At 72.1% G+C, this 23,355-nt stretch carries 25 protein-coding genes; 14 read left to right on the top strand and 11 right to left on the bottom strand.

Annotation, left to right across the window (positions count from 1 at the left end; all coding sequences use genetic code 11):
• The first annotated feature begins 6 nt into the window (after positions 1-6).
• The 3 genes from QRN49_RS14050 to QRN49_RS14040 all read left to right on the top strand — a co-directional run bounded on the left by QRN49_RS14050 (position 7) and on the right by QRN49_RS14040 (position 2,008).
• Positions 7-483: a MarR family winged helix-turn-helix transcriptional regulator gene (locus tag QRN49_RS14050; RefSeq protein WP_181436724.1), complete on the top strand. Its 477-nt coding sequence runs from the start codon at positions 7-9 to the stop codon at positions 481-483.
• Between the two features lie 100 nt (positions 484-583).
• Positions 584-1,006: an organic hydroperoxide resistance protein gene (locus QRN49_RS14045; RefSeq protein WP_071406102.1), complete on the top strand. Its 423-nt coding sequence runs from the start codon at positions 584-586 to the stop codon at positions 1,004-1,006.
• 27 nt (positions 1,007-1,033) lie between these two features.
• The gene (locus QRN49_RS14040; protein ID WP_071406109.1) at positions 1,034-2,008 is read left to right on the top strand and encodes a zinc-binding dehydrogenase; all 975 of its coding nucleotides are present in this window, start codon (positions 1,034-1,036) and stop codon (positions 2,006-2,008) included.
• Between the two features lie 65 nt (positions 2,009-2,073).
• On the opposite strand, the gene QRN49_RS14035 is transcribed toward QRN49_RS14040, so the two are convergent.
• The 3 genes from QRN49_RS14035 to QRN49_RS14025 form a co-directional block, all read right to left on the bottom strand.
• Entirely contained in the window at positions 2,074-2,778 is a 705-nt protein-coding gene (locus QRN49_RS14035) for a DUF4396 domain-containing protein (RefSeq protein WP_284756445.1), read from the bottom strand.
• 109 nt (positions 2,779-2,887) lie between these two features.
• Entirely contained in the window at positions 2,888-4,345 is a 1,458-nt protein-coding gene (locus QRN49_RS14030; protein WP_111047300.1) for a sugar porter family MFS transporter, read from the bottom strand.
• Between the two features lie 155 nt (positions 4,346-4,500).
• A complete protein-coding gene (locus QRN49_RS14025) occupies positions 4,501-5,037 on the bottom strand; it encodes a hypothetical protein (protein ID WP_071405966.1) in 537 nt (178 codons plus the stop codon).
• 133 nt (positions 5,038-5,170) lie between these two features.
• Here QRN49_RS14025 and QRN49_RS14020 point away from each other — a divergent pair, with 133 nt between their 5' ends.
• A complete protein-coding gene (locus tag QRN49_RS14020) occupies positions 5,171-6,076 on the top strand; it encodes a LysM domain-containing protein (protein ID WP_258372390.1) in 906 nt (301 codons plus the stop codon).
• A 234-nt stretch (positions 6,077-6,310) separates the two neighbouring features.
• On the opposite strand, the gene pgi is transcribed toward QRN49_RS14020, so the two are convergent.
• From pgi to QRN49_RS14000, 4 genes are all read right to left on the bottom strand, one after another.
• Positions 6,311-8,032: a glucose-6-phosphate isomerase gene (gene pgi / locus QRN49_RS14015; protein WP_284756444.1), complete on the bottom strand. Its 1,722-nt coding sequence runs from the start codon at positions 8,030-8,032 to the stop codon at positions 6,311-6,313.
• 193 nt (positions 8,033-8,225) lie between these two features.
• Positions 8,226-10,457: a heavy metal translocating P-type ATPase gene (locus QRN49_RS14010; RefSeq protein ID WP_284756443.1), complete on the bottom strand. Its 2,232-nt coding sequence runs from the start codon at positions 10,455-10,457 to the stop codon at positions 8,226-8,228.
• Entirely contained in the window at positions 10,454-10,672 is a 219-nt protein-coding gene (locus QRN49_RS14005; protein ID WP_111024449.1) for a heavy-metal-associated domain-containing protein, read from the bottom strand. Before QRN49_RS14005 ends, QRN49_RS14010 begins: the two co-directional genes overlap by 4 nt.
• Positions 10,673-10,704: 32 nt before the next feature.
• Positions 10,705-10,995 (bottom strand): metal-sensitive transcriptional regulator, encoded by a 291-nt coding sequence (locus tag QRN49_RS14000; RefSeq protein ID WP_027466001.1) that lies wholly within the window; start codon positions 10,993-10,995, stop codon positions 10,705-10,707.
• A gap of 82 nt (positions 10,996-11,077) precedes the next feature.
• Between QRN49_RS14000 and QRN49_RS13995 the strand changes: the two genes are divergently transcribed.
• The 10 genes from QRN49_RS13995 to QRN49_RS13950 all read left to right on the top strand — a co-directional run bounded on the left by QRN49_RS13995 (position 11,078) and on the right by QRN49_RS13950 (position 17,025).
• A complete protein-coding gene (locus tag QRN49_RS13995) occupies positions 11,078-12,298 on the top strand; it encodes an AraC family transcriptional regulator (protein ID WP_209081678.1) in 1,221 nt (406 codons plus the stop codon).
• 169 nt (positions 12,299-12,467) lie between these two features.
• A complete protein-coding gene (locus tag QRN49_RS13990) occupies positions 12,468-12,926 on the top strand; it encodes an Asp23/Gls24 family envelope stress response protein (protein WP_284756442.1) in 459 nt (152 codons plus the stop codon).
• Positions 12,923-13,114 carry a DUF2273 domain-containing protein gene (locus QRN49_RS13985; RefSeq protein WP_017885412.1) on the top strand — a complete coding sequence of 64 codons (192 nt, stop codon included), beginning with the start codon at positions 12,923-12,925 and terminating at the stop codon, positions 13,112-13,114. The genes QRN49_RS13990 and QRN49_RS13985 overlap by 4 nt, the downstream gene beginning before the upstream one ends.
• Entirely contained in the window at positions 13,111-13,425 is a 315-nt protein-coding gene (locus QRN49_RS13980) for a hypothetical protein (RefSeq protein WP_017885411.1), read from the top strand. Before QRN49_RS13985 ends, QRN49_RS13980 begins: the two co-directional genes overlap by 4 nt.
• A gap of 9 nt (positions 13,426-13,434) precedes the next feature.
• Positions 13,435-14,010 carry a DUF6286 domain-containing protein gene (locus tag QRN49_RS13975; RefSeq protein ID WP_027465998.1) on the top strand — a complete coding sequence of 192 codons (576 nt, stop codon included), beginning with the start codon at positions 13,435-13,437 and terminating at the stop codon, positions 14,008-14,010.
• Positions 14,007-14,570, top strand: a complete 564-nt coding sequence (locus QRN49_RS13970) for a hypothetical protein (protein WP_111032756.1) — start codon at positions 14,007-14,009, stop codon at positions 14,568-14,570. The genes QRN49_RS13975 and QRN49_RS13970 overlap by 4 nt, the downstream gene beginning before the upstream one ends.
• Before the next feature lie 82 nt (positions 14,571-14,652).
• Positions 14,653-14,826: a CsbD family protein gene (locus tag QRN49_RS13965; RefSeq protein ID WP_017885408.1), complete on the top strand. Its 174-nt coding sequence runs from the start codon at positions 14,653-14,655 to the stop codon at positions 14,824-14,826.
• Between the two features lie 78 nt (positions 14,827-14,904).
• Positions 14,905-15,936: an Asp23/Gls24 family envelope stress response protein gene (locus QRN49_RS13960; RefSeq protein ID WP_284756441.1), complete on the top strand. Its 1,032-nt coding sequence runs from the start codon at positions 14,905-14,907 to the stop codon at positions 15,934-15,936.
• Positions 15,933-16,349: an MFS transporter permease gene (locus QRN49_RS13955; RefSeq protein ID WP_209049275.1), complete on the top strand. Its 417-nt coding sequence runs from the start codon at positions 15,933-15,935 to the stop codon at positions 16,347-16,349. The genes QRN49_RS13960 and QRN49_RS13955 overlap by 4 nt, the downstream gene beginning before the upstream one ends.
• A gap of 100 nt (positions 16,350-16,449) precedes the next feature.
• Entirely contained in the window at positions 16,450-17,025 is a 576-nt protein-coding gene (locus tag QRN49_RS13950) for a gamma-glutamylcyclotransferase family protein (protein ID WP_284756440.1), read from the top strand.
• On the opposite strand, the gene QRN49_RS13945 is transcribed toward QRN49_RS13950, so the two are convergent.
• The 4 genes from QRN49_RS13945 to QRN49_RS13930 all read right to left on the bottom strand — a co-directional run bounded on the left by QRN49_RS13945 (position 17,001) and on the right by QRN49_RS13930 (position 23,270).
• The gene (locus tag QRN49_RS13945) at positions 17,001-17,990 is read right to left on the bottom strand and encodes an NAD-dependent epimerase/dehydratase family protein (protein ID WP_284756439.1); all 990 of its coding nucleotides are present in this window, start codon (positions 17,988-17,990) and stop codon (positions 17,001-17,003) included. The two genes, QRN49_RS13950 and QRN49_RS13945, sit on opposite strands and share 25 nt — an antisense overlap.
• Positions 17,991-18,114: 124 nt before the next feature.
• The gene (locus tag QRN49_RS13940; protein ID WP_284756531.1) at positions 18,115-20,940 is read right to left on the bottom strand and encodes an alpha/beta fold hydrolase; all 2,826 of its coding nucleotides are present in this window, start codon (positions 20,938-20,940) and stop codon (positions 18,115-18,117) included.
• A gap of 8 nt (positions 20,941-20,948) precedes the next feature.
• On the bottom strand, positions 20,949-22,022 hold the full coding sequence (locus QRN49_RS13935; protein ID WP_042537701.1) for a 3-oxoacyl-ACP synthase III: 1,074 nt from the start codon (positions 22,020-22,022) through the stop codon (positions 20,949-20,951).
• A gap of 69 nt (positions 22,023-22,091) precedes the next feature.
• Complete coding sequence (locus tag QRN49_RS13930; RefSeq protein WP_110861118.1) at positions 22,092-23,270, bottom strand: RimK family alpha-L-glutamate ligase; 1,179 nt, start codon at positions 23,268-23,270, stop codon at positions 22,092-22,094.
• Positions 23,271-23,355: the final 85 nt, after the last annotated feature.

Below are 23,355 nucleotides of genomic sequence, written 5' to 3'. Positions count from 1 at the left end.
GGACGCATGCCCGTGACCGACGAGATGGTGTGCTTCTCCCTCTACGCGGCGTCCCGCGCCACCACGCAGGCGTACCGCTCGATGCTCGAACCCTGGGGTCTGACGTACCCGCAGTACCTGGTGCTCGTGACCCTGTGGGTCGAGGGCGACCAGACCGTCTCGAGCCTCGGGGAACACCTGCAGCTCGACTCCGGCACCCTCTCTCCACTGCTCCGCCGCATGGAGCAGAGCGACCTGGTCCGCCGCGAGCGCCGCAGCACCGACGAGCGCGTCGTCACGGTGACCGTCGGTGACCGAGGCCGCGAACTGCGGTCCGAGCTGAGCGGCATCCCCGCTCGGATCGCCGCAGGCATGGGCCTGGCCGACGAACGTGCCGCCGCCGAGCTCATCGCGACGCTGCACCGGCTGACCGAGACGATGCACGCGGCGGCCGACCCCGAGCACGACGCCGCGGGCGCTGACGCCGGCGCCGTTTCGCGCTGAGGACACCCCGCGGCCACGTGTGCCCGTGAACTGTCGCTGAGCGCGAGAGCACGCCGCACACCCCCGAACTTCACGATCCGCCCCACAAGGAAGGAACCCCATGGAAACCCTCTACACCGCCGAGGCCCTGGCCACCGGCGAAGGCCGCAACGGCCACGTCGCCACGAGCGACGGCACGGTCGAGTTCGACCTCGCCATCCCGAAGGAGATGGGTGGCTCCGGCAACGGCGCCAACCCCGAGCAGCTCTTCGCCGCCGGCTACGCCGCCTGCTTCCACTCCGCACTGCAGGGCGTCGCCCGCAGCCAGAAGGTGAAGATCACCGATTCGTCCGTCGGCGGTCGTGTGTCGATCGGCCCGAACGGCAACGGTGGCTACCAGCTCGCCGTCATGCTCGAGGTCGTCATCCCCGGCCTGGAGCACGACCAGGCCCAGGCCCTCGCCGACGCGGCCCACCAGGTCTGCCCGTACTCGAACGCGACCCGCGGCAACATCGACGTCACCATCGTCGTCTCGGAGGACTGACCCATGAGCACCACCACCCCCAGCACCATGCGCGCCGTCGTCCACGAGACGTTCGCCGAGCCCGCCGACGTCCTCGAGGTGCAGGAGCGCCCCGTCCCGACGCCCGGCGCCGGCGAGGTCCTCGTCCGCACGGTCCTCTCCCCCATCCACAACCACGACCTGTGGACCGTCCGCGGCACCTACGGCTTCAAGCCGGAGCTCCCCGCCGCCTCGGGCACCGAGGCACTCGGCGTCGTCGAGGCCCTCGGCGAGGGCGTCACGAACCTGCAGGTCGGCCAGCGCGTCGCCGGCGGTGCCTTCGGCGTGTGGGCCGAGTACTACACCGCGAACGCCGCCGGCCTCGTGCCGGTGCCGGACGCGATGACCGACGAGGCCGCCGCCCAGCTCGTCTCGATGCCGTTCAGCGCCATCAGCCTGCTGCACTCGCTCGACCTGCACGAGGGCGACTGGATCATCCAGAACGCCGCCAACGGTGCGGTCGGACGCATGGTCGCCCAGCTCGGCGCAGCCCGCGGCATCAACGTGATCGGACTCGTCCGTCGCGCCGCCGGTGTCGACGAGCTCCGCGAGCAGGGCATCGAGCGCATCGTCGCCACCGACGCCGACGACTGGCAGGACCAGGTCGCCGCGATCACCGGTGGCGCCCCGATCATCGCGGGCGTCGAGTCGGTCGGCGGCAAGGCCGCCGGCGACATCGCCTCCGTGCTGGGCGAGAACGCCACCCTCGTCGTCTTCGGCGCGATGGCGTCGCCGACGCTCGAGATCCCGTCGGGCAAGGTCATCTTCGGCCAGCTCACCGTGAAGGGCTTCTGGGGCTCCGTCGTCAGCAAGACGATGCCGGCCGAGACGAAGGGGCAGCTCTTCGGTGAGCTCATCACCCGCGTCCTCGACGGCTCGCTGACGCTCCCCGTCGCCGAGACCTTCGCCTTCGAGCAGGTCCGCGACGCCGTGCGCGCCAGCGACACCGCCGGCCGAGTCGGCAAGGTGCTCCTGCGCCCGTAGCGCGACCACAGGACGGGAGGCCCGGTGCCAGCTGGCACCGGGCCTCCCGTCTGTTCACTGGTCCGTCACATGGCCTCCTTGATGCCCCGACGCACCAGCCACGCGTTCACGGGGTAGGAGCAGACGAAGCCGGCCACCATCGCCAGCTGCATCACCACCCAGAACTCCGGCGAGAAGACGCTCGCGCGCCCGCCGACGAGTGCCGGGAACACGACCAGCTGCCACACCGCCATCAGGCCGTACATGCCCACCTGCCACGCGATGATCGACAGGGTGTCGGCCTTGAGCGCAGCGACGAGCCCGGCCCGGACGCCGAGGCCCCGCATCGGCGCGATGGCGAAGTACTGGAACGCGATGCCGAGCACGAACGCGATGACGAAGTCGACGATCCACCCGGCGACCATCCGGTCCTGGTAGAGCGACCCCAGGCCGACCGCCACCCCGACCGCCGGGAACGCCGCGAGCCCGAACTCGCCGATCAGGTCACCGAGGGCGCAGCCGGCCCCGCAGTGGCTCGTGTCGATCGCGGTGCCCGCCCACCGTCCGTGACCGGGCGCCGAGGCCCGCCCACGACGCAGGTAGAAGACGAGCCACACGACGCTGCCGAACAGCATCGTGAGCGGCCACACGAACGCCATGACGCGCATGTGCGGCGGCCGACGCACCACGTCGACCGCCACGAACACGGCACAGCCCACGGCGACCACGAGCAGCGCCGAGCACACCACGTTCAGGGCGACCGGGAAGTCCTGCAGCACCAGTTCCGTCACGCCTCCATGCAACCAACCGGGCGGCGATCGTGGATCCAGTGAGCAGAAGACGTCGGGTGCCCTGGGGCGACCCGACGTCTTCTGCTCACTGGATGCAGCGTGGTGCGGACTAGCGGCGCGACGCCTTCACGGGGACGGTGAAGATGTTGCCGGTGGTGACGCCCTCTTCGACCTCTTCGAGGGTGCGACCACGGCTCTCCGGCACGAACTTCCAGATGAAGAGCAGCGCCAGCAGTCCGACGACCCCGAAGCCGAAGAAGGTCCCGGTGATCCCGGTCGCGGCGACGATCGTCGGGAAGTACAGCCCGAGGAACGCGTTCGCGATCCAGAGGCAGAAGACCGAGATGCCCATGCCGAGCGCACGGATCTGGGTCGGGAAGATCTCGGACAGGACGACCCACACGGCGATGTTGAGGAAGGTCTGCATCGAGCCGACGAACGCGACGACCAGGAAGAGGATGACCCACGGGCGAGCCGGGTTGCCCTCGGGCAGCGCCACCGACGCGATGCCGATGAGGAAGTGGCAGATCGTCGTCAGCGTGAACCCCAGGATCAGCGTCGTGCGGCGGTTGATCTTCTCCATGTTGTACAGCGCGATGACGCCACCGACCACGGCGATCACGCCGGGGGCGATGTTCGCGATGAGGGCGGCCGACGCCTGGAACCCGGACTCGATGAGCACGGTCTGGCCGTAGTACATGATCGAGTTGATGCCGGTGAGCTGCTGCGCGACGCCGAGCCCGGCACCGATGAGCACGATGCGGATGAGCCACTTGTTCCCGCGCAGCGTGTGCCAGCCGCTGACACGCTCGACCTTCGCTTCGAGGTCGTTGCTCCGCTTGATGTCGTCGAGCTCGGCGCGGGCCCGATCGGTGGTCCGGACCTGCTCGAGGACGGACAGGGCCTCGTCGTAGCGGTCCTTCGACGCGAGCCAGCGCGGCGACTCCGGCACCCGGAGCATGCCGACGAACAGCGCGATCGCGGGGAGCGCGCAGACGGCCAGCATGACGCGCCACACCCCGTTGCCCTCACCCCAGACGTTGCCGATGATCGCGTTGACCACGAACGCGGCGAGCTGCCCGATCACGATCATGAGCTCGTTGCGGCCGGACAGCGACCCGCGGATCTCGTACGGCGCGAGTTCGGCGAGGAACACGGGCACCACCGTGGAGGCGCCACCCACCGCGAGGCCGAGGAGCACACGACCGACGACGATGACCTCGAACGTCGGCGCGAACACGCAGATCAGCGTGCCGACGAAGAACGTGACGGCGAGCAGGATGATCGTCTTGCGGCGACCCCAGCCGTCGGCGATGCGGCCGCCGAGCATGGCGCCGATCGCGGCACCGAAGAGCAGCGAGCTGGTGACGACACCCTCAGTGAAGTTCGTGAGGCCGAGCTCGGCCTTCATCGGGTTCAGGGCACCGTTGATGACACCGGTGTCGTACCCGAAGAGCAACCCGCCGAACGTGGCGACGAGGGCCAGCACACCGAGTCGTCGGCGGTGCGGCCCGGTCCCCAACGGGGGCAGTGCGACAGTCGGGGCTGTCGGTTTGATGTCGACCATTCGGTGACTCCTTCGTCGGTGATCGCGCGTCAGTGCGTGGACCGATCGTAACCCGAATCCATGTCCTGTCAATTGGACATTCTGTCGTCAGGTCGTTTGGATCGGTCCACAGAAGGCCTGATGAGGACGGGAGCGGTCCAATCCGCGGATCGGGCTCAGCGCTCGTCGTCGACGGGGCCGTCGCCCAGGACGTCCCCCAACGAAGCCATGTCGGCGCCGTGGTCGGTGTAGCGGCGCACGGTCCGTCGGGCGGCGGCACTCGCGGCTCCGGACAGGGCGGGGTTGCGTCGGGCAGCGTCGGCGACGCGTCCGGCGTGCCCCGCGGTGGAGAGCAGCACGTTGGCCAGGGCTCGGGCGTCACCCCGCTCGGGGACCCCGGTCACGGTCCAGGCCGTGCGGACCTGGGCGTCGGGGGTGACGCCACGGCGGGTGCCCATACGGTGCCAGTCCGACAGCACACCCTCGGTGCGCGAGGCTGCGCGGTCTGCCTCTCCCGCGCGACGGCGTGCAGCGTCACGTGCATCGGACTCGGTGTCCGAGCCCTCGACCGTGTCGTACCGATCGGTGAGCCCATCGGCCCGGCGCCGGACACTGTCGGCACGTTCACGCGCTGCGACGTCGTCACCACCGGCCGCTGCGATGCGGGCGGCGTGCGCGGCAGCAGCCGCGGCGAGGATCTCCGAACGCTCCATGCCCTCGACCGTAGCCGCTCCGACCGACACCATCTCGCCCCCCGCGGCGGCTGGACTGCGTCCCGGGACACAGTCCGCCGGCGACGACGACCGTGTGTTCGCCATCGCGTTACCCTCGAGCTGAGGGGGCATCATGAAACGGACCGGCGGAATCGCCATCGTGCTGGCGGCCGGCGTGGTGCTGTCCGGCTGTTCGCTGCTGCGGGGACCGGACGGTGCCCTGCCCGCTCCCGCTTCCCCACCCGCGTCGAGCCCCACCGCGAGCGAGACCCCGACCGCGACCCCGGACGGCGAGTCGGCATCGGACCTGATCGAGGCGTCGGCGAACCCGCGCACACCGACCCCGGTCCCGACGGAGGCCGCCGCACCCGCCCCGACGCTGACACCGATCCCCGCCGGGACCGTCCTGGCACAGGGGGACGTGGCCTCACCGAAGGGCAGCGTGCACTTCCACTTCCGGGTGGTCGCGGACGGCGACGACACGTTCACTGCGCAGTACTCCGGGATCACCTCGACGCTGCCGGTGCCGATCGGCGTCGCGTTGTTCGACCTGCCCCGTGCGGTGGGCGACGGGCTCACCTACCCCGGTGTCGGTGACCGGACCCTCGGCGGCCCGACCAGCACGGCGGCCGCGGTCGACGTCCCGTTGGACGGGTCCGGGGTCGACCCGTCACACCTCGGCACCCTCGTGACCTACTCCGCCGCGGCGCCCGGGCAGGACGTCCCCGTCGAGATCTCCGCCGGCAAGGTCCTCGCGGTGTCCACCGTGCGGTGGTCCGTCCCCGCGCGGCAGACGAACGTGCACCCGAAGGACGCCGGACGACGGGCGAACGCGACCGGGACCGTCACCGCGACCACGGCCGCCGGTGCGCCGAGGTCCTACGGCGTCGCCCCGGACGACCTGATCGGGGACGTCGCCGCGCGGTTCGGCATCACCGTCCGCGACCTGGTCTGGCTCAACGAGGGTGTCCAGGTGTTCGGCGAGGACCAGCACCTGTACGAGGGCACGTCCCTCAACCTCGACCCGCTCGCCCGCTGAGCCGGCGGTCCGGCGGTCCGGCGGTCCGGCGCGGGACGGTGCCCGGCCGCCTCGCAGCGGGCCCCCGCGAAAGCGACACTTCTCCGCGGAGGATCGGCGCACATCTGTCGCTTTCGCAGGCCTGACGGCGGCCCGTCGGGCGCAACTGTCGCTTTGGCAGTGCACGCACACGACGGACGGGAGGCCCGTGGCGGATCCGCCACGGGCCTCCCGTCCGTCAGGTGGGGGCGTGCGTTACTTCCGCAGCTCCAGGTACTTCGCGATGAGCGCCTTGGTCGACGGGTCCTGCGCGTCGAGCGCGGCCTGGTCGCCCTCGACGGCCGGCGTGACCTGCAGCGCCAGCTGCTTGCCGAGCTCCACACCCCACTGGTCGAACGAGTCGATGCCCCAGATCGTGCCTTCGGTGAACACGATGTGCTCGTACAGGGCGATGAGCTGGCCGAGCACGCTCGGGGTCAGTTCCGGCGCGATGATCGACGTGGTCGGCTTGTTGCCCGGGAACGTGCGCGCCGCGACGATGCCCTCGTCGGTGGTGCCCTCGGCGCGGACCTCGTCGGCGCTCTTGCCGAACGCGAGCGCCTTGGTCTGCGCGAAGAAGTTCGCCAGGAACAGCGTGTGCACGTCGGTGCCGGGCGCGACGCCCTTGCCGTCGCCGGTCTCGTCCTTGAGCGGACGGGCCGGGTTGGCGACCGTGATGAAGTCGGCCGGGATCAGGCGGGTGCCCTGGTGGATGAGCTGGTAGAACGCGTGCTGGCCGTTCGTGCCGGGCTCACCCCAGAAGACCTCGCCGGTCTCGGTGGTGACGGGCGAGCCGTCCCAGCGGACGCGCTTGCCGTTCGACTCCATGGTGAGCTGCTGCAGGTACGCGGCGAAGCGATGCAGGTACTGCGTGTACGGCAGGACCGCGTGGCTCTGCGCACCGAGGAAGTTCGTGTACCAGACGTTGAGCAGGCCCATCAGGACGGGGACGTTCTGCTCGAGCGGCGTGGTGCGGACGTGCTCGTCGATGGCGTGGAAGCCGGCGAGGAACTGCTCCCAGTTCTCCTTGCCGATCGCGATGACGACGCTCGTGCCGATGGCCGAGTCGACCGAGTAGCGGCCGCCCACCCAGTCCCAGAAGCCGAAGGCGTTCTCGGGGTCGATGCCGAACGCCTCGACCTTGTCGAGCGCGGTGGAGACGGCGACGAAGTGCTTCGCGACGGCGTTCTTCTTCTCGTCGTCGGCGGCGTCGGTCAGGCCGAGCTTCTCCCACAGCCACTGGCGGGCGAGGCGCGCGTTCGTCAGGGTCTCGAGCGTGCCGAAGGTCTTCGACGCGACGATGAAGAGCGTGGTCTCGGGGTCCAGGTCCGCGGTCTTCTCGTAGATGTCCGCCGGGTCGATGTTCGACACGAAGCGGGCCTCGAGGCCGGGCTGGACGTAGGGCTTGAGTGCCTCGTAGACCATGACGGGGCCGAGGTCGGAGCCACCGATGCCGATGTTGACGACCGTCTCGATGCGCTTGCCGGTGACACCGGTCCAGGCGCCGCTGCGGACCTGCTCGGCGAAGCCGTAGACCTTGTCGAGCGTGGCGTGCACGTCGGCGTCGACGTCCTGGCCGTCGACGGTCAGGGGTGCCGCCGGCACGAGGCCCTCGGTCGCCTTCGGGCGGCGGAGCGCGGTGTGCAGCACGGCGCGGTCCTCGGTGACGTTGATGTGCTCACCGGCGAGCATCGCCTGGAAGCGTTCGGCGACGCCGGTGTCCTTCGCGACCTGCAGCAGCGCGGCGAGGATCTCGTCGGTCACCAGGCCCTTGGAGAGGTCGATGGTCAGGTCGGCCGCCTGGAAGGTGTACTGCTCGGCACGACCGGGGTCGCTGTCGAACCACCCTCGCAGGTCCGGGGTGAAGCCGGCAGCGATGCTGTCGAGCTTCTTCCAGCCTTCGGTCGATGTGGGGTCGACGGGAGCGGATTCGGTCACTTCGGTCCTCCTGGGGATCACGTTCAAGACGTACAGCCCGCGGGTCACGCAGCGCTGCGTCGCGGACCGTCTTCGAGCGTAGTGCGCTCCGGCGGGTGGTGCGCACAGTCGGCCGGGAGGCGCGGCTCGCGTTCGCTGCGCGCGTCACGCCTCCCGGCCGGTCGCGTTCCGTGCCGCGGTCGGCTTGCCGGGTTCACGGCTGCGCCGCGAAGCGACGCAGCCGCAGGCTGTTCGTCACGACGAAGACCGACGAGAACGCCATCGCCGCACCCGCGAGCACCGGGTTCAGCAGCCCCGCCATCGCGAGTGGGATCGCCGCGACGTTGTACGCGAACGCCCAGAACAGGTTGCCCTTGATGATGCCGAGCGTCGCGCGCGACAACCGGATGGCGTCGGCCACCACGGTGAGCCGACCGCTGACGACCGTGATGTCGCTCGCCGCGATGGCTGCATCGGTGCCGGCCCCCATGGCGATGCCGAGGTCGGCCGCGGCCAGTGCGGCTGCGTCGTTCACGCCGTCGCCGACCATCGCGACGCTCCGCCCCTCGGACTGCAGCCGACGGACGGTCTCGAGCTTCGACGCCGGGGTCGCGCGGGCGTGCACCTCGTCGATGCCGACGCTCGCGGCGACCGCGCGTGCGGCACCGTCGTTGTCGCCGGTGAGCAGGACCGGGTGCAGGCCGAGCGCACGGAAGCGGGTGATCGCGTCGGCGGCCTCGGGCTTCGCGGTGTCGCCGACGACGACCACGCCCAGGGCACTGCCGTTCCGGGCGACGACGACCGCCGTGCCCCCGTCGGCCTCGGCACGGTCGACGGCGTCGGACAGCACCGGGGGCAGGGTGATCGACCACGAGTCGGCGAGCCAGCGGGTCGTGCCGACCAGGACGACGTCGCCGTCCACGACGGCCTGCACACCGGCGCCGGCGGTCGCGGTGAACTGCTCGGCCTGGGGCAGGTCAGCGCCCCGGGCACGGGCCGCGGTGGTCACGGCGCGGGCGACGGGGTGTTCGGAGCCGTCCTCGACCGCGGCCGCGAGGCGCAGGACGACGTCTTCGTTCTCGTCGACGGCAGTGACCGATCGCAGGGTCATCGACCCCGTGGTGACGGTGCCGGTCTTGTCGAGCACGACGGTGTCGACGCCGCGGGTGCGCTCGAGCACCTGCGGGCCGCCGATCAGGATGCCGAGCTGGGAGCCTCGGCCGGTGCCGACCAGCAGCGCGGTGGGCGTGGCGAGCCCGAGGGCGCACGGGCAGGCGATGATCAGGGTGGCGACGGCAGCGGTGAAGGCCGCGGTGACCGAGCCGCCGAACACGAGCCAGCCGACGAAGGCCAGCACGGCGAGCACGATGACGATCGGCACGAAGACCCCGGACACGCGGTCGGCCAGGCGCTGCACCTCGGCCTTGCCGGTCTGGGCGTCCTCGACCAGGCGCCCCATGCGGGCGAGCTCGGTGTCGGCACCGACGCGGGTGATCGCGACGACGAGCCGGCCGCCGACGTTGATCGTGGCGCCGGTGACCCGGTCGCCCGGTCCGACCTCGACCGGCACGGACTCGCCGGTGAGCATGCTGAGGTCGACGGCCGAGGAGCCGTCCTGCACCAGGCCGTCGCTCGGGATCCGCTCGCCGGGTCGCACCACGACGACGTCGCCGACGACCAGGGACGAGGCCGGCACGCGGTGTTCGGCACCGTCGCGCAGGACCGTGGCGTCCTTCGCACCGAGTTCGAGCAGTGCCCGGAGTGCGGCACCGGACTGCGTCTTCGCGCGGGCCTCCATGTACCGGCCGGCGAGGATGAACACCGTCACGGCCGTCGCGACCTCGAGGTACAGGTCGGTGGCCTCGGGGTCCGTGGCGAACCACGAGAACGTCATGTGCATGCCGGTCGTGCCGGCGTCGCCGAAGAACAGGGCGTACAGCGACCAGCCGAAGGCGGCGAGGACGCCGACGCTCACCAGGGTGTCCATGGTGGCGGCACCGTGCCGGGCGTTGACCCACGCGGCGCGGTGGAACGGGAGCGCGCCCCAGACCGCGACGGGGGCCGCGAGCGTCAGGGCGAGCCACTGCCAGTTCGGGAACTGCAGCGCCGGCACCATCGAGAGCACCACGACGGGCACCGCGAGCACGGCGGACACGACCAGGCGTCGGCGCAGCGGGCCGGTCGGGTCCTCGTCCACCGCGGGGTCGCCGTCGGCGGCTGCGGGCGGTGCCGGCACCGTGGCGCCGTAGCCGGCCGACTCCACCGCGGCGATCAGCGCCTCGGGGTCGGCGGTGCCGTCCGCGGCGACCCGCACCTGCGCCTTCTCGGTGGCGTAGTTGACGGTGGCGGTGACCCCGGGCAGCTTGCCGAGCTTCCGCTCGATGCGGTTCGCGCACGAGGCGCAGGTCATCCCGGTGATGTCGAGTTCGACGGTGCGGTCGGTCACGAGCGCACGACCTCGTACCCCGCCTCGGTGACCGCAGCACGGAGGGCGTCCGCGTCGACGGGTGCCGCCGAGCTGACGGTGACCTCGGACGATCCGCCGGGGACGAGTCGGACGTCGACGCCCGACACCCCGTCGACCTCGGTGAGTTCCTCGGTGACGCTCATCACGCAGTGGTCGCAGGTCATGCCCTCGACGAGCAGCGTTTCGGTGGTCATGGTGTCTCCTTCTCAGTGGTCGATCGTCAGGGTCAGGAGCGGACGAGCCGCGCGATCGCCTGGCTGGCCTCGCGCACCTTCTCGTCGGCGGCGTCCCCGCCCTCGGCGACGGCCTCGGCGACGCAGTGCGCCAGGTGGTCCTCGAGCAGCGACAGCGCGACGCGTTCGAGCGCCCGGTTCGCCGCCGAGATCTGGGTCAGGACGTCGATGCAGTACGTCTCGTCCTCGACCATCCGCGCGATGCCGCGCACCTGCCCCTCGGCGCGACGGAGTCGCTTGAGCAGGTCGTCCTTGTCGCCGATGTACCCGACGTGTTCGTGCATGTCCGCCTCCACCGTTCTCAATACGGTACCCCCCTAGGGTATTCCTTTCCTTGTCCGGTGCAACTGATGGCATGATCGGCGCATGGACCCCTCGACGACGAACGGATTCCGCCGGCTGCGGTTCTCCGACGGCGAGGGTTCCGACTACTCCGAGATCTTCACGGCCGAGTACGGCGGCTCGGACTTCGCCTCCGAGACCTTCGCCACCGACGACACCCGGTACGAGTACACGGTCGTGGGCGACGACGACCTGTCGCTGCGCACCATGCGGGCCGAGGGCGGTCGGCGGGGCGGGGTCATCGGCGTGCGGGACGACCACGTGGTGTTCTGGCTCACCAAGGGCCGGCTCGAGATGCACTTCGCCGACCGCACCCGCGTCGTCGAGCCGGGCAGCCCGTACATCGCGTCGGCGTCCGAGGCCTACCGGTTCGAGTCCGACGGCACCGTCTACAACGGCGTGCACGTGTCCGACCGGTTCCTGCGGAGCGTCGGCCGCGACCTCGGCTACCGCCTGCCCGACGGCCCACTGTTGTTCGACCAGCAGGACGAGGTCGTCGCCCGGCGCGAACCCCTGCGGCACCTGATCCGTGAACTCGGGCCGGCCCTGGTCGACGAGCGCGTGCTCGGGCCGATGCGGACCGCGCTGAACCGCCGGCTGGCCGTCGTCATCCTCGACACGTTCCCCATCCGCAACCGCGGTGACGACGTGCCCGTGGCGAACCGGCTCCGCGACGCGATCCGCTTCATCGAGCTGCACGCCGCCGAACGCCCCTCGGTCCCCACGATCGCCGCCGCCTGCGGACTGAGCCAGCGCGGGCTGCAGGACGTCTTCGCCCGGACGCTCGACACCACCCCGCACCGGTTCCTCCGCGACCACCGCCTGGACCGGGTGCGCGAGGAGCTGCTCCGCGCGGACCGGGGCGGCCCGGTCGCCCCGGCGGACTGTCCGCTCGTGTCCTCCGGCATCGCCGCGATCGCCCGCCGCTGGGGCTTCACCAACCCGGGCCGGTTCGCCGAGACCTACCGCGACCGGTTCGGTGAGGACCCGGCCACCACGAAGCGCGCAGCACTCGCGGCACAGCCGGAGGCCGGCAAGGCGTCGTGGCGTGTCCGTCGTGCGGTGTCGTACATCGAGCAGCACCTCGACGACCCGCTCACGCTCGACGACATCGCGGCCGCCGCAGGGGTGCTCCCCCGACGGCTGCAACAGCTCTTCCGCGAGGAGCGCGGCGAGTCCCCGATGGCCTGTGTCCGTGCCATGCGGGCCGCTGCAGAACGCAACGGCGCGGCCGGAAACGGCTGAACGGCCGGACGGAACACCCCGGGGGTACACGCACATCCCCGGATTTCCGGGGTTCCCTGGAAAGCAGCCGAATCCGAGAAGTCGTGTGTGACGAATCTCTTCCACAGCCCGTCTCATCCGTGAACAGCAACCGCTGGGAACGCCCGGCGGGTCAACGGAAGGAACGAACATGGCTGACACCACCACCCCCACCCCGGCCACCACGGCGACCCGTGCCACCTCGCACGCCGGCACCAGCAGCGTCACCGGCAAGACCGTCATCGACGACACCGTCGTTTCGAAGGTCGCCGGCATCGCCGCCCGCGAGGTCAACGGCGTGCACTCCCTCGGCAACGGCGCAGCCCGTGCCATCGGCGCGATCCGCGACGCCATCGGCCAGCGCGACTTCGGTCAGGGCGTCAAGGTCGAGGTCGGCGAGAAGCAGGTCGCCGCGGACATCGTGATCGTCGCCGAGTACCCGGTGTCGCTCCAGCAGGTCGCCGAAGGCGTCCGTGCCGGCGTCGCCCGTGCCCTCGAGCAGATCGTCGGCATGGAGGTCGCCGAGGTCAACGTGACCGTCCAGGACGTCTACATCCCGGGCGACGACGACGACAACGAGGACGAGAAGAAGGAAGCCCGAGTCGCATGAGCAACACGCTGATCGGCGCCCTCATCGGCGCAGTCCTCGCCGTCGTGGCACTGCAGTTCGGGTTCTGGGGCTTCGTGCTCGTCATCGTCTTCGGTGCGATCGGGGCCCTCGTGGCCGCACTCGCCACCGGGCGCATCGACCGCGGTGCCCTGACCGACGTGCTGACCGGACGCCGGAGCTCCCGGTGAACGCCGGCCCGGACGTCCCGGGCCGCGTCGAGATCACCGCACGCGCGCTCACCTCGCTGGCGCGGGCCGTCGCAGCCGAAGGGCTCGGCGCCCCCGCCAAGCGGGTGCGCGTCGGACTCGGCGACGCGTCGGGAGCACTGTCGCTCGACATCACCGGGCCGATCGCCGCGAGCGACGACATCGTCTCCGGGTCGATCCGGATCGCGGACCAGGTCAAGGGCCGCGTGAGCGACCTGACCGGGCGCCGCGTCGGCAGTGCCCACATCGAACTCACCGGGATCGTGCGCGAGCACGAGTCCCGTGCCCGCTAGGAGGCCATCATGAGCAACGGTTCCGTCGAACGACGCATCCGTCGTCGGAGCGTGCACCGCTCCCGCTCCACAGCAGTGGCGGTGGCACTCGTGGTGCTCGCCCTGGTGGCCGCCTGGATCGGCACCGAGGCGGTGCTCAGCGCCATCGGACGCCCGCCGCTGGTCGCCGACCCCCAGACCGTGGTCGACACGGCGCTCCGTCCGGACGCCGCGTTCGTCACCATCGTCGAGGTCATCGCGGGTGTGCTCGTCGTCCTCGGCGTCGTGCTGGTCGTCCTGGCGCTCAAGCCCGGCCGCCAGCACCGATCGGTCGTCGAACACGAGCGCGGTGCGGTCGTCATCGACGCCCGCATCGTCGCCTCCACCGCGGCGAACGCTGCAGGCATGGCGGCCGGTGTCCCCGAGGGGAACGCCTCCGCCACCGCCCGAGGCCGTTCCACCGAGGTCCGCATCGTCCCCGTCACCGGCGTGCCGGTCGACGAGGCGAGCGTCCGCGCCGCCGTCGTGGAGCGTCTGAGCGGTCTCGACGAGCGCTTCGGCCGACGCGTCCGCGTCCGGGTCGAGGAGAAGGGAACCCTCGCATGACCAAGAGCAACCGGACCCTCAACCGGATCATCCTGTTCGTCCTCGGCCTCGTCGCCGTCGTCGTCGGGATCGCGATGGGCGCGGGTGTGCTGCCCGCCGTCCAGGACGCCGTCAAGCCGTACGTCGACCTCCCCCGCAGCCTCGACGTCCCCGCGTCCACGCTGTGGATCGTCGCCGGGGCCGCGGCCCTCGTGATCGTCCTGTCCCTCGTGTGGGTGTTCACCCGCGGTGGTGGCGGCACGTCCGTCGCCGTCCGGGAACACTCGGGCGACGATGCGGTCACCGTCAACGTCGCACTCGTCCGGGACGTCCTCGAGCACGAACTCGCGGGTGTCCGCGACGTGGTCGGCTCCCGGGTCGACACCTACCTCGTCCGCCGGCAGCGCGCCGCCCGGATCCGTGTCGCGGTCCGCCGCGGCGGGGACGCCGTCAGCGTGCTCGACGCCGTCGACCGAGCCGTCGCGGTCCTCGACCGCACCCTCGGCCGTCCGGTCCCGGTGCTCGTGCACCTGACCGGCGGTACCCGCTCCGCGCTCGCGAAGTCGACCCGCGTCCACTGACACCCGTCAGCCGGACGCACCCCGGGCCTCCCGGCCCACCACCACACCACCGGGCGCACGCCCACTCACGAAAGGACCCGTCATGGGACTCGACGACAAGATCAAGAACGCCGCTCAGGACCTCGCCGGCAAGGCGAAGGAAGCCGTCGGCAACCTGACCAACGACGACGCCAAGGTCGCCGAAGGCAAGAAGGACCAGACCGCTGCGAGCGCGAAGCAGACCGGCGAGGACGTCAAGGACGTCTTCAAGAAGTAGGTCGCACGACCGCATCGGGGCACCCGTCGAACGGGTGCCCCGATGCGTCCCCGCGCAGATCCCGAACGAGGAGGAACCATGCAGCACGACCCCCATGCGAACACGCAGGTCACCGAGGTGACCCTGCCCGCAGCACTGACGGAGCCGCTGCCCGACGACGCGAGCCCCGCGACGATCGTCGCGCGCACCGCGGCGGAGACCGCGCTCGGCGTGCCCGGCGTGCACCACCTCGGCGGGATCGCCGCCCGTGCCGCCGACCAGCTGCGGAAGCAGCTCGGCCGCTCGGCGGGCACCGCCGGCGTGCAGGTCGACGAAGAGGACGGTGTGCTCGCCGTGCAGGTCGCCGTCGTCGTCAGCTACCCACACCCGGTGCTGGACGTCGCCGCCGAGGTCCGGCAGCAGGTCACCGCAGCCACCCGACAGCTGTCCGACCTCCGCACCTCGGTCGACGTGCGCGTCCTCGACGTGCACGGACCGTTCGACGACGAGCAGTCCCCGCTCGGCCGCGCCGCCGGGCAGGCGACCGATGCCGTGAAGCAGGCGGCGGAGTCGACCGGCGAGGCCGTCAAGCAGGCCGCCGAGACCACCGCGGACGCCACCAAGCGCGCCGCGACGGCCACGGCGGACGCGACGAAGCAGGCCGCCGACGCCACGGCCGACGTGGCGAAGCAGGCAGCGTCGGCCACCGCGGACGCCACCAAGCAGGCAGCGTCGGCCACCGCGGACGCCACCAAGCAGGCAGCGTCCGCCACCGCGGACGCCACCAAGCAGGCCGCCGACGCGACAGCCGACGCCACCAAGCGCGCTGCCGACGCCACCGCCGACACGACGAAGCGTGCCGTCGACGCCGCCGCCGAGACGGGCGAGCGTGTGCATGACGCCGCCTCGGAGTCCCTGGCCCGGGCATCGGAGCAGGCGGCCGATGCGGCATCGTCCGCGAAGGACGCCGCCGAGCAGGCCCGTGACGTCGTCGTCGACGCGGCCGGCACGACCCGCGACCGGGCCGCCGACGCTGCCGATGCCGCGGCGGACGCTGCCGACGACGCAGCCGTCGCCGCCGATGCGGCAGCGGATGCCGCCGCGGCTCCGCGTCACCGGGACCAGCCGTGACCACCGCCTGGTCCGGAGGGCGCCGGTCCCGCGACCGGCGCCCCCGACCCCGCGGCGTCTGGATAGCCGGCGGCATCGGGGTCTTCCTCGTGATGGCCATCGCGGTCGGCGGGTTCCTGCCGCTGGTCGGGTTCCTCGGCGGGGTCACCGCAACGACCGCCGGTCTCGTGCCGTTCCCGTTCGTCCGCGTCACCCTCATCGCCCTGCTCGGTGCGGTCGTGGTGCTCGCCCTGCTCCTGCTCGCCCTGACCCGCCGGCACACCGCCACCGCGACGACCGCCGTCGTGCTCGCCGTCCTGGTGAGCGTGGCCGTCACCCTGGTCCCCGTCGTCCTGGTCGCCGTCGGGTCCGCCGACCGCGCCGGCGACGTCTGGCCGATCGTCACCGAGCTCTGGAACCGCTTCACCGGCTGACGTCGTGCACACGGTCCCGGCCTGGAGGCCCGCCCCACCCGACCCGGTCGGCGCACCCGGGTGGTCCTCCGGTCCACTGCCCGTCCGCTAGCCTCGCGACGTGAAGCGTCTCTCCCCCGGCCAGCGCTGGGTCATCGGTCTCGGCGCGTTCGCGCTCGTCTGTCTCGTCGTCGGCGTCATCGGGCTCGCGGTCGGCTTCCGCTGGGGCGGCGCCCTCGGCATCATCGGGCTGCTGCACCTCGGCCTGACCGGACTGGCCGGTGCACTCGTCTGGACCTCGACCCCTGCGATCGCTCCGCGTCCCGTCAAGCGTCCGACGCCGCGCCCCGGCGAGACGCACCGGGTCTTCTCGTACGGCACCCTCCAGCAGCCCCTGGTGCAGGAGTCACTGTTCGGCGACCACGTCCCCACCACCCCGGACTCCCTGCCCGGCTGGCGGCTCGACTGGGTGACGATCACCGACCCGGACGTCATCCGCACGAGCGGCTCCGACCGGCACCCGATCCTCCGCCGCGGCTCTGCCGGCGACGTCGTCGAGGGTGTGGCCCTGACGCTCGGGTACGAGTGGCAGCTCCGCGCGGTCGACGGCTACGAGGTCGCCGACTACCAGCGCATCCGGGTCACGCTGGCCTCGGGCTGGACGGCCTGGGTCTACGTGGCGGCCGACGAGGCCTGAGCCGCGGCGCGCAGCCGTTCGAGCCCCTCGTCGATCGACACCGACGGGGTCCACCGCAGGTCGCTCCGGGTCCGTCGCTGGTCGAACCAGTGCGCCGTCGAGAGCTGTTCGGCCAGGAACCGGGTCATCGGCGGTTCGTCCTCCCCCGGTCGGACGTGCCAGACGGCCTCGACCACGGAGCCCGCGGCCCGCGCGACCGCGGCCGGCACGTGCCACTGCGGCGGTCGGACGCCCGACGCCGTGCAGATGCCGGCGAGCAGGTCGGCGACCGGGCGAGGCTCACCGTTCGTGACGACGTACGCGTTGCCGTGGACGCCGTCGTCCGTGACGCGTTCGAGCGCCGCGACCATGGCCGTCGCGGCGTTGTCGACGTAGAGCGTGTCGATCAGCGCGGCGCCGGAGTCGAGCAGCGGGAGCCGTCCGGCGCGGGCACGCTCGACGATCCGTCCGACGAGCTGCGTGTCGCCCGGACCCCACACCAGGTGCGGCCGGACCGCCACGACGGCGAAGTCCGGGGCGTCGGCGTCGAGTGCCAGCAGCTCCGCCGCGGCCTTGGTCCGGGCGTAGTCGCCACGGGCACGGGAGGGCTCGGCCGGACCGGCGTCGGCCCCGACGAGCGACGAACCGGTGTGCGCGACCGACGGCGACGACACGAAGACGAAGCGCCCGACGCCGGCTGCTCGGGCGGCCGCCAGCAGTGAGCGGGTTCCCTCGATGTTGACCCGGGCGAAATCGGCCGGGTCCCCGGCGAGCGACACCTTCGCGGCCAGGTGCACGACGGCCTCGACCCCGTCGACCGCGCGGGCGATCGCGGCGTCGTCGGTCATCGTGCCGGCGACGTCCTGCACCCCGGGCACACCGGAGGGACGGCGCTGGAACGTCCGGACCTCGTGCCCGGCGTCCCGCACGGCTGCGGCGGTGGCCTGCCCGAGGAACCCGCTGGCCCCGGTGACCAGGACCTTCACGGGCGGACCATCCGTCCGCCGGACAGCACCGCGACGGGTCGGCGATTCGTGCTCACCGACACCTCACGTCCCCGACGGCCCGTGAGGTGTCGGTGAGCGCGTGAGAACGCGCCGAACGCGCCGATCACGGGCGGACCATCCGTCCGCCGGACAGCACCGAGCCGGCCCAGCGGGACAGCCGGGTGCGGTCGACCTTGGAGTTGTGCCGGATGTCGGTCGGCAGCACGGGCACGACGAGCACCGCGGCGAGGGGAACCCCGGCGGCGGCACGGACCGCTGCGGCGAGCGACGGCGACGCCAGCCCGGGTCGGCGCACGGCAGGGTCGGTCTCGACGACGGCCACCACCTGCTGGGTGCCGACCGGCCCGATGCCCGCGACGCCGGCGCGTCCGACACCGTCGACGCCCTCGATCCGCTGTTCCGGCCCCACCGGCGTGACGACCCCGTCCGGAGTCACCAGCACGTGCTGCAGCCGACCCTCGACCCAGATCCGTCCCGCGGCGTCCAGGTGTCCGACGTCCCCGGTGCGGTGCCCGCGCGGGTCGTCGACCCCGAGGCGCGAGACCCGGTCGGTGCGCCAGAGCCGGTCGTAGTGGTCGCGCACGTGCGGTGCCGCGACGACGATCTCGCCGGTGACCCCGGGCTCGTCCGTCAGCGCTCCGGTCGAGCGACCGGAACCGTCGAGCGGTGCGATGCGGACGCGGACGTTCGCTGCCGGCACCCCGACGCAGATCCCCTCGTCGTCGGACCGGCCGGCGGCACGGACCCCGTCGAGGTCGACGTCGGTCATGAGCAGCCCCTCGGTCATGCCGTAGGGGGTGTGGGCGCTGGCGTTCGGCATCAGCTCGGTCGCCGCGGTGAGCAGCGCAGCCGAGACGGGAGCCCCGGCCGACAGGAACAGCCGCACGCCCTTCAGCGCCTGGCGGTCGGCGTCGGTGAGCTCCGACGCGGTCGCGACGACGTTCGCCAGGGCCGCCGGCGACAGGAACACCACGGTTGCGTCAGCCGCGGCGACCGAGGCCGCGACCGCCTTCGCCGTCAGGGTGCGCGGCGCGGTGACGTCCATGTCGGGCGCGACCGACCGTGCCCCGAGGGCCGGGCCGAGCAGCGCGAACGGTGCGAACCCGGCGACGAGCCCGGTGCCGACCCCGACGTCGTACTGGGTGGCAAGGGCGTCCCGGACGGCGCTGAGCTGCCCGTGCGTGTACACGACGCCCTTCGCCGGGCCGGTCGACCCCGAGGTGAAGAGCACGGCGGCGGGAGCATCCGACGACGGGGCCGCCGGCAGCGCGGTGCCGTGGGCGAGACGGCGGGCACCACGTCGGGCGACGTCGACGAGCGTGTGCTCCACCCGCAGCGCCTTCCGGGCCGGTGCGGGCAGCGAGACCGTCGCGATGCGTCGCCCCGGCCAGCCGAGGGCACGCGCGGCACCGAGCCCGGGGAGCGCGCCGATGATCCAGTTCGGTCGGGCTCCGCGGACGGCCCGGGTCAGGCCGCCGAGTCCGAGGCCGGCGTCCGCGACGACGACGACCGCGCCGATCCGCACGCAGGCGTACAGGACAGCGGTCAGGTCGGCACCGGGGGTCACCAGGAGCGAGACACGGTCGCCGCTGCGGACGCCCAGGTCGTCGAGGCCTGCGGCGATCTCGTCGACCCGTCGGGCGAGCAGCCGCCACGTGATCGTGCGGGGGCCACCGGCGGCGGCCATCTCGACCAGCGCGGGTTCGTCACTGGCACGCAGTTCGTCGAGCCGCGCCCAGAGCGGCGGGGTCGCCGGTGCGGGCTGGCCCGGGTCCACGGCGTCGGACTGGGCCCACGCCGCCGGTTCCGGAGCGACGCGCCAGCGGCGGGCCGGCCGTGCCGGTGGGGAGAGGCCCGTGGGGGCCTGCGCAGGACCGCGGCCGTCCGGCAGGCGGTCACCGAGCCAGTCGAACACCGCGCCCGCCACGTCGGCGTCATCGGGCAGCAGGTGTCCGGCGCCCTCGAAGCGGTGGACGTCGGCGTGCGGCACGCGTTCGGTCAGGTCGTCCAGGTAGCGCTCGAGGAACACCGGGTCGCGCGGACCCCAGAGCAGAAGCACCGGCACGTCGAGCGCGGCGACCCCGGCGGCGATGCGGTCGAGTTCGGGGGCGCTCCGGTGCCGGGCGTCGACGGGGATGTCCGCGACGAAGCCGCCGATGCCACCGCGGCGGGCCGCACCGCGGTAGGGCGCCCGGTAGCCGTCGGCGACGGCCCGCTCGAGCTTCGGGTGCGCGATGGCGAGGGTGGTCTCGAGGAACGCCGGGGTCACGACCGTCGCGCGGCCGAGCATCCCCGGACCGAGGGCGAGCCGCAGCGGTGCCGGGATCGGGGCGTCGTCGGGCTGGTGCACGGCGGTGTTGCACGTCATCGCGGCGGCCAGGACGTCCGGGTGGTCGACCGCCCAACCGAGCGACACCACACCGCCCCAGTCGTGGCCGAGGGTGACGACCGGTCCGGTCAGCCCGAGTTCGTCGGTCAGGGCACCGAGGTCCGCGACGCGCTGCGCCAGTCCCCGCTCGACGCCGGTGCGCTCCGAGAAGCCCATGTCGAGCTGGTCGACGGCGACCACACGCCAGGCCGGGCCGCCGGCCCGGGCGACCTCGAGCGAGGTGCGGAGCACCGACCGCCACAGGTACGACCAGGTCGGGTTGCCGTGCACGCACAGGATGGTGCCGACCGGTTCCACGCCGAGCGCGGCCAGGGACCCGGCCGTGTCGAGGAGGTGCCAGGTGCGCGCGGCGCGATCCGTGCCTCTCCCCACCGGCACGGCCGGCCCGCCGCTGGCGCGTCGCTCCGGAACCGGCGGCGTGGGCCCAGTCCGCTCTGCAGACCACGCGGGAACCGTGACCAGACGCGACCACGCCGGGTCGAGGCCGGGCAGGGAGGGCGGCTGCGTCGCCGGAGCCGTGCTCGCGGCGACGCGGGGCAGCCGGGACCTCACCAGTGGAGTTCCATCATCGCCGTGTTGATGCCGGAACCGACGCCGCCCAGGAACACACGGTCGCCGCGACGGATGCCGCCGGAGGCGACCTCGTCGGCCAGGGTGATCGGGATCGACGCGGGGCCGACGTTGCCGAAGCGCTGGTAGGTGGTGGGGACCTTGTCGCGCGGGATGCCGATCGCCTCGACGAAGGCGTTGGTGTGCACGTCGGAGACCTGGTGCAGCACGTAGCGGTCCATGTCGGCCCAGTCGAAGTGGGCTCGGGCCTCGGTCCAGGCGGCGACGACGAGCTCCATGCCGCCCTTGAGCAGCATCTTCGCGTCGGTGAACATGCCGTCGACGCTGCCGACGCACAGGTCGTACCACTGGGTCGCCGCGCGGGTGACGCCGCCGACGATCCGGTGGCCTTCGGGGTGCAGGTCCGCCGGGCCGAGCACGGCCGCCGCGGCACCGGACCCGAGGGTCAGGCTGGCGAACTCGCTCATGAAGTCCTTGCGGTTCCGGCCGCCCTGGTTCAGGCGGTCGATGGTGTTGAGCTGCACCTGGTCGGCGTCCTCGCCGTCGACGACGAGCGCGTACTTGATCTGGCCGGAGTCGATCATGCCCGCGGCGACGCTCATGGCGTTGACGAACCCCAGGCAGGCGTTCGCGATGTCGAAGTTGATGGCGGACGACGGCAGCCCGAGGCCGTGGTGCAGGCGGACGGCAACCGACGGCTCGAGGTGCGGACGGGTCACCGAGGTGTTGATGAGCAACCCGATCTCGTCCGGACGGACCCCGGCCTCGGCCATGGCACGGCGGCCGGCGTCGATCGCGGCGTCCTGGAAGGTCTGGCCCTCACCCCAGTTGCGACGCTCGATGACCCCGGCGACGCGCTCGAGCAGCCCCATCGGCAGACGGAGTCGACGGAGGACCCCGCGGAGCTTGGCCTCGATGTCGGCCGAGGTCGTCACACGCTCCGCCGTGGTGGTCGCCACGGAGAGCAGTGAGACGTTCCGGTGCTTCGCCGTGGCGTTGCCGGGCTGCTCCGGTTCACTGCTCGATGCCTGGTCGACCGGCCGTTCCGTCATGATCGTCACCGACACATACTTCCGCATCTGGCCTGTGTGCGCGATCCGGATGCGCTGGACGGCTCCGGATCAGACGTCCTTCGGCAGCTTCCGCACCTTCGCGCGCCGCTTGCGGCGCTCCGGGATCATCGACCGCATCTCCTCGAGCTTGCCGAAGCAGAGCAGTCGGTCGCCCGGTTCGAGGGCGACGCCGCTGCGCGGGTTCGGGATGACGTTCGAGCCGCGGTGCAGCGTGAGGACCGTGATGTCGCGGTCCCAGAGCCCGGACTCCTTGATCGTCTTGCCGACCAGGTCGGCGTTCGTGTGCACGAGGAGCTCGGCGACGCCGTAGCCGGTCGAGACGGACAGCCGCTGGCGGACGTCGATCTCGGGGAACGCGACCTGGTTCGCGATGAAGTCGACGATCGCACCGGCGATGTCGAGGCCGGTGGCGCGCTCGACGCCCTCCAGCCCGGGCGAGGAGTTGACCTCCATCACGAGCGGCCCGTCGTTGCCCTCGAGCATGTCGACGCCGGCGACCTTGAGGCCCATGATCTGCGCCGAGCGGACGGCCACGGCCTCGTACTCGGGCGAGAGCGTGACCTTCTCGACGGTGCCGCCGCGGTGCACGTTGGAGCGGAACTCGTCGCCCGAGGCGGTCCGGCGCATCGCTGCCACGACCCGGTCACCGACGACGAGGGCCCGGATGTCACGGCCGCGGCTCTCGGCGATGAACCGCTGGATCAGGACGTTCTGCTTGGTGGAGTGCAGGGTCTCGACGATCGACTCGGCCACCTTCGCCTCGGGTGCCAGGATCACGCCGATGCCCTGCGTGCCCTCGAGGAGCTTGATGACGACGGGCGCGCCGCCGACCCGTTCGATCGCGCCGCGCACGTCGTTGCGCCCGGCCACGAAGGTCGTCGCCGGCATGCCGATGTCGTGCCGCGACAGGATCTGGTTGGCCCGCAGCTTGTCGCGCGAGTTCGTGATGCCGTTCGCCGTGTTCGGCGTGTAGACGTCCATCTGCTCGAACTGCCGCACGACGGCGGTGCCGTAGTAGGTGATCGAGTTGCCGATGCGCGGCAGCACGGCGTCGTAGTCGCTCAGCAGCTTGCCGCGGTAGAGCAGGTCCGGGTCGTCGCCGGACAGGTCGATCGCGAAGCGCAGGGTGTTGAGCACCTTGACCTCGTGGCCGCGGTCGAGTGCCGCTGCGCGGAGGCGCTGGGTCGAGTACGCCTGGGGCGCGCGCGACAGGATGGCGAGTTTCATCGAGGGGTTCTCCGCTGGGTCGGATCGACGGCGACGCCCCATCAAAGCATGCGGACGTGGCCACGGAGCATGCGACAGGATGGGC

It is taken from the genome of Curtobacterium sp. ME-Dv--P-122a (assembly GCF_030209645.1).
GTDB lineage: Bacteria > Actinomycetota > Actinomycetes > Actinomycetales > Microbacteriaceae > Curtobacterium > Curtobacterium flaccumfaciens.
This window is presented reverse-complemented; position numbering and strand designations above follow the sequence as displayed.

Bases quoted from the DNA above. Each gene is read 5' to 3' on its own strand.
- QRN49_RS13975 (WP_027465998.1), top strand. From the start codon at position 13,435: ATGAGCAACGGTTCCGTCGAACGACGCATCCGTCGTCGGAGCGTGCAC.
- QRN49_RS14045 (WP_071406102.1), top strand. From the start codon at position 584: ATGGAAACCCTCTACACCGCCGAGGCCCTGGCCACCGGCGAAGGCCGC.
- QRN49_RS13970 (WP_111032756.1), top strand. From the start codon at position 14,007: ATGACCAAGAGCAACCGGACCCTCAACCGGATCATCCTGTTCGTCCTC.
- QRN49_RS13965 (WP_017885408.1), top strand. From the start codon at position 14,653: ATGGGACTCGACGACAAGATCAAGAACGCCGCTCAGGACCTCGCCGGC.
- QRN49_RS14005 (WP_111024449.1), bottom strand. From the start codon at position 10,672: ATGACCACCGAAACGCTGCTCGTCGAGGGCATGACCTGCGACCACTGC.
- QRN49_RS14025 (WP_071405966.1), bottom strand. From the start codon at position 5,037: ATGGAGCGTTCGGAGATCCTCGCCGCGGCTGCTGCCGCGCACGCCGCC.
- QRN49_RS14030 (WP_111047300.1), bottom strand. From the start codon at position 4,345: ATGGTCGACATCAAACCGACAGCCCCGACTGTCGCACTGCCCCCGTTG.
- QRN49_RS14050 (WP_181436724.1), top strand. From the start codon at position 7: ATGCCCGTGACCGACGAGATGGTGTGCTTCTCCCTCTACGCGGCGTCC.
- QRN49_RS14020 (WP_258372390.1), top strand. From the start codon at position 5,171: ATGAAACGGACCGGCGGAATCGCCATCGTGCTGGCGGCCGGCGTGGTG.
- QRN49_RS13990 (WP_284756442.1), top strand. From the start codon at position 12,468: ATGGCTGACACCACCACCCCCACCCCGGCCACCACGGCGACCCGTGCC.
- QRN49_RS13930 (WP_110861118.1), bottom strand. From the start codon at position 23,270: ATGAAACTCGCCATCCTGTCGCGCGCGCCCCAGGCGTACTCGACCCAG.
- QRN49_RS14000 (WP_027466001.1), bottom strand. From the start codon at position 10,995: ATGCACGAACACGTCGGGTACATCGGCGACAAGGACGACCTGCTCAAG.
- QRN49_RS13985 (WP_017885412.1), top strand. From the start codon at position 12,923: ATGAGCAACACGCTGATCGGCGCCCTCATCGGCGCAGTCCTCGCCGTC.
- QRN49_RS13935 (WP_042537701.1), bottom strand. From the start codon at position 22,022: ATGACGGAACGGCCGGTCGACCAGGCATCGAGCAGTGAACCGGAGCAG.
- QRN49_RS13995 (WP_209081678.1), top strand. From the start codon at position 11,078: ATGGACCCCTCGACGACGAACGGATTCCGCCGGCTGCGGTTCTCCGAC.
- QRN49_RS14040 (WP_071406109.1), top strand. From the start codon at position 1,034: ATGCGCGCCGTCGTCCACGAGACGTTCGCCGAGCCCGCCGACGTCCTC.
- QRN49_RS13960 (WP_284756441.1), top strand. From the start codon at position 14,905: ATGCAGCACGACCCCCATGCGAACACGCAGGTCACCGAGGTGACCCTG.